Annotated in this window: 3 protein-coding genes; all 3 read right to left on the minus strand. The window is 66.1% G+C overall.

Annotation, left to right across the window (positions count from 1 at the left end; genetic code table 11):
* The coding region (locus B0E41_RS00145) for a DNA methyltransferase (protein ID WP_143433582.1) at window positions 1–1,992 on the minus strand (1,992 nt) is incomplete at its 3' end.
* A gap of 37 nt (window positions 1,993–2,029) precedes the next feature.
* Entirely contained in the window at window positions 2,030–2,407 is a 378-nt protein-coding gene (locus B0E41_RS00150; RefSeq protein WP_253194504.1) for a type II toxin-antitoxin system RelE/ParE family toxin, read from the minus strand.
* Window positions 2,394–2,633, minus strand: coding sequence for a type II toxin-antitoxin system prevent-host-death family antitoxin (locus tag B0E41_RS00155; protein ID WP_253194506.1), 240 nt, complete (start codon window positions 2,631–2,633; stop codon window positions 2,394–2,396). The genes B0E41_RS00150 and B0E41_RS00155 overlap by 14 nt, the downstream gene beginning before the upstream one ends.
* Between the last annotated feature and the right edge of the window lie 148 nt (window positions 2,634–2,781).

Consider the following 2,781-nt stretch of genomic DNA (forward strand, 5'->3'; position numbering starts at 1 on the left):
GTTGAAGGTCTGGCGAAGGCTGTTGGTGGTGATGAAGCCGAAACGGGACACGCGACCTTGTGCGGTGAGCGCCGCAGCACGGCTCCACCAGTACATGACGAAGTCCGCGCTCTCGGGCACTTCGGGCCAGGTGGCGCGCAGCGTCTGCGCGTAGCCGTCGCCGAGCGCTGCGCGCATGGCGCCTGCGCCAATGAACGGCGGATTGCCCACGATGAACTCTGCCGCCGGCCACTCGGCAGGGCGCGGGTTCACATAGGCCCACTGCGCCACCTGCGCGGCCTCGTCGGGCACGTCTTCACCGGTTACCGGATGCTTCTTGAACGTCACGCCATCCCAGCGCGTGATGGTTTTGCAGCTTGCATCCAGCGCGGGTTCGGCGCGGTCGTAGGCGAGCACGGCGTCGCGGTTCTCGATGTTGCCGTAGTCGTGCACCACGGGTTCGGCCACGCTGGCCAGGCCGCGGGTGCGCACATGCCATTGCAGCCAGCCGATCCACAGCACGAGCTCGGCCAGGGCAGCGGCGCGCTGGTTGAGTTCGATGCCGCGCAGCTGCTGCAGCGTGACGGTTTCGCCCTCCAGACCGAGGCGGTCTTGCGTCTCGCCGAGCGCTTCGAGCTGGTTCATCACCTCTCCTTCGAGGCGCTTCAAATGCTCCAGCGTCACGTACAAGAAGTTGCCGCTGCCGCAGGCCGGGTCGAGCACGCGGGTGGTGCAGAGCTGGTGGTGGAAGCGGCGCAGTTCGGCGCGGGCTTCTTCGAGCTTGGCTTCGCGCTTTTTGCCGTCCAGTTCATCGGCCTCTCGCGCGAGCACCACGGCGGCGGCCTGGGCATTGGCCCAGTCGGCGCGCAGTGGCTCCACCACGGTGGGCAGCACGAGGCGCTCCACATAGGCGCGCGGCGTGTAGTGGGCGCCGAGGGCGTGGCGCTCGGTGGGGTTGAGCGCGCGCTCCAGCAAGGTGCCGAAGATGGCGGGCTCGACTTCTTGCCAGTTGGCGTTGGCAGCGCGCAGCAAGCCGTCGATCTGCGTGGTGCTGAGTGGGAGCACGTAGCCATCGACCCCCGCGCCTTTGAAGAGCTTGCCGTTGAAGCGCAGCACGTCTTGAGCGATGGCGGCGTTGAAGCCACCCGCGTCCATGCCCTGCCAGAACACCTTGAGCATCTGCGCCAGGGTGGCGGGCTGTTCGCGGAAGCTCTTGAGCAGATGCACGAAGCTGCCGGTTCCATCGGGATGGGCTGGGAGCAGGCCCACGTCTTCGGCAAACATGCTGAAGAGGCAGCGCGTGAGGAAGGCGGCCACGGGCTGGGGTGCGTGACCCGCGACTTCCAGGCTCTTGGCCAGATCGGCCAGCTCGGCGGCGACGGCGCGTGTGACCTTGGCGCTGACGCGCGAAGGGTCGAGGCTGAGCGGATCGGTCCACAGGGCCCTGAGCCGATTCTGGATGGCGGGGTCGGCCAGCTGCTCCAGGCGGATACGGTGGCTGCGCGGGTCGGGGAAGGGGGTGTAGGTGGCACCGCTGCGGGTGAACTCGGCGTACAGCTCGATCACGTGGCCCACATCGACCACCACCACGAAGGGCGGGCGGCCTTCGGCGGCGGGCAGCGCGCGGGCGTAGTTTTCGGCCTGGGTGCGGGCCTTGAGCAAGGCGTCGTCAAAGGCTTTGGTGGGGGCGGCGCCGGCTTGTTGGGCGGTAACGCCGGCCTTGAGCTTCTTGCTCTCCCACACGAAGTGGCCGCGTTTGTAGCAATCCACCCGGCCCGCGCTGGTGGAGCCGTCACCGTGCTGAAAGGTGATGGGGCGCTCGAACATGTAGCTCTGTTCAGGCGTGGGGTGCGGCGCTTCGACACCGAGCAGCTCACACAGCTGGATGACGAAGCTCTGCGAGGTGGACAGCTCGGAAGCGGTGACGCCTTTCCATCGTTTGATGAAGGCAGCGGCGCTGTCGGTGCCAGCGTCGGCGGTAGCGGGGTTCCCTGATGTGTTTTTATTCGGCATGGCCCGGATGATAGAAGCCGGGCGGGCTGCGGCGCGATCAGGCGCCGGGTTTGCGTCTGCTGGAACGCTGGGCAACCGCTGGATTGGCAGGTGCGGTTGGGGGCCGACGTGCAGTGGCCGAACCATAGACCACGCCGTCTTCGCGTTTGTCCACCGCGAGCACGAGCACAACGAGGTCCTGATCTTCAACCGAATAGACCAAGCGCACGCCCTGCTTCAGCAACTTGATCTTGTAGCAACCGGCCAGCGGGCCGTGCAGTTGGCCGCCGGACACGTGGGGCTGCTCCAGCCGTTTGGCGAGCAGCTTTTTGAGCGGTGTGCGGACCGATCCGTCCAGCGCGTGCCACTCATCGAGCGCTTCGGGCATGAAGCGCAGCGCGTAGCGGTGGGCAGGGTTGTTCTCAGAGCTGGTCAAGGCTCACCTCGACCGCGCGCGACTTGTCGGCCAGGCGGGTCGCTGCCTTGCGGTAGAGATCGTTGTCGGCGAGCTCTTCCATCATGGCTTCGAACAGCTGCGGCTCGACCATGTAGAAGGCGGGACGGTTGTGGTTGAGCACGGCCACGGGGCGGTTGCGCGACTCGCGCAGCACGGCGGCCGGGTTCCTCTTGAACTCGGACATGCTCACAGACAGTTCTGCCAAAACGGTATCCATAAAGCTCCATAAATAGCTCTTAATTTGGAGCCATTTATTAATTCAAGTCAAGCCCCGGCACCAAAAGCACGCCCCATGGCACGCCTGCCCACCGCTCAATGCCCGTGCCGATGGTGCGCATCGGGCGCGTGCGGGT

The organism is Hydrogenophaga sp. A37 (assembly GCF_002001205.1).
GTDB lineage: Bacteria > Pseudomonadota > Gammaproteobacteria > Burkholderiales > Burkholderiaceae_C > Hydrogenophaga.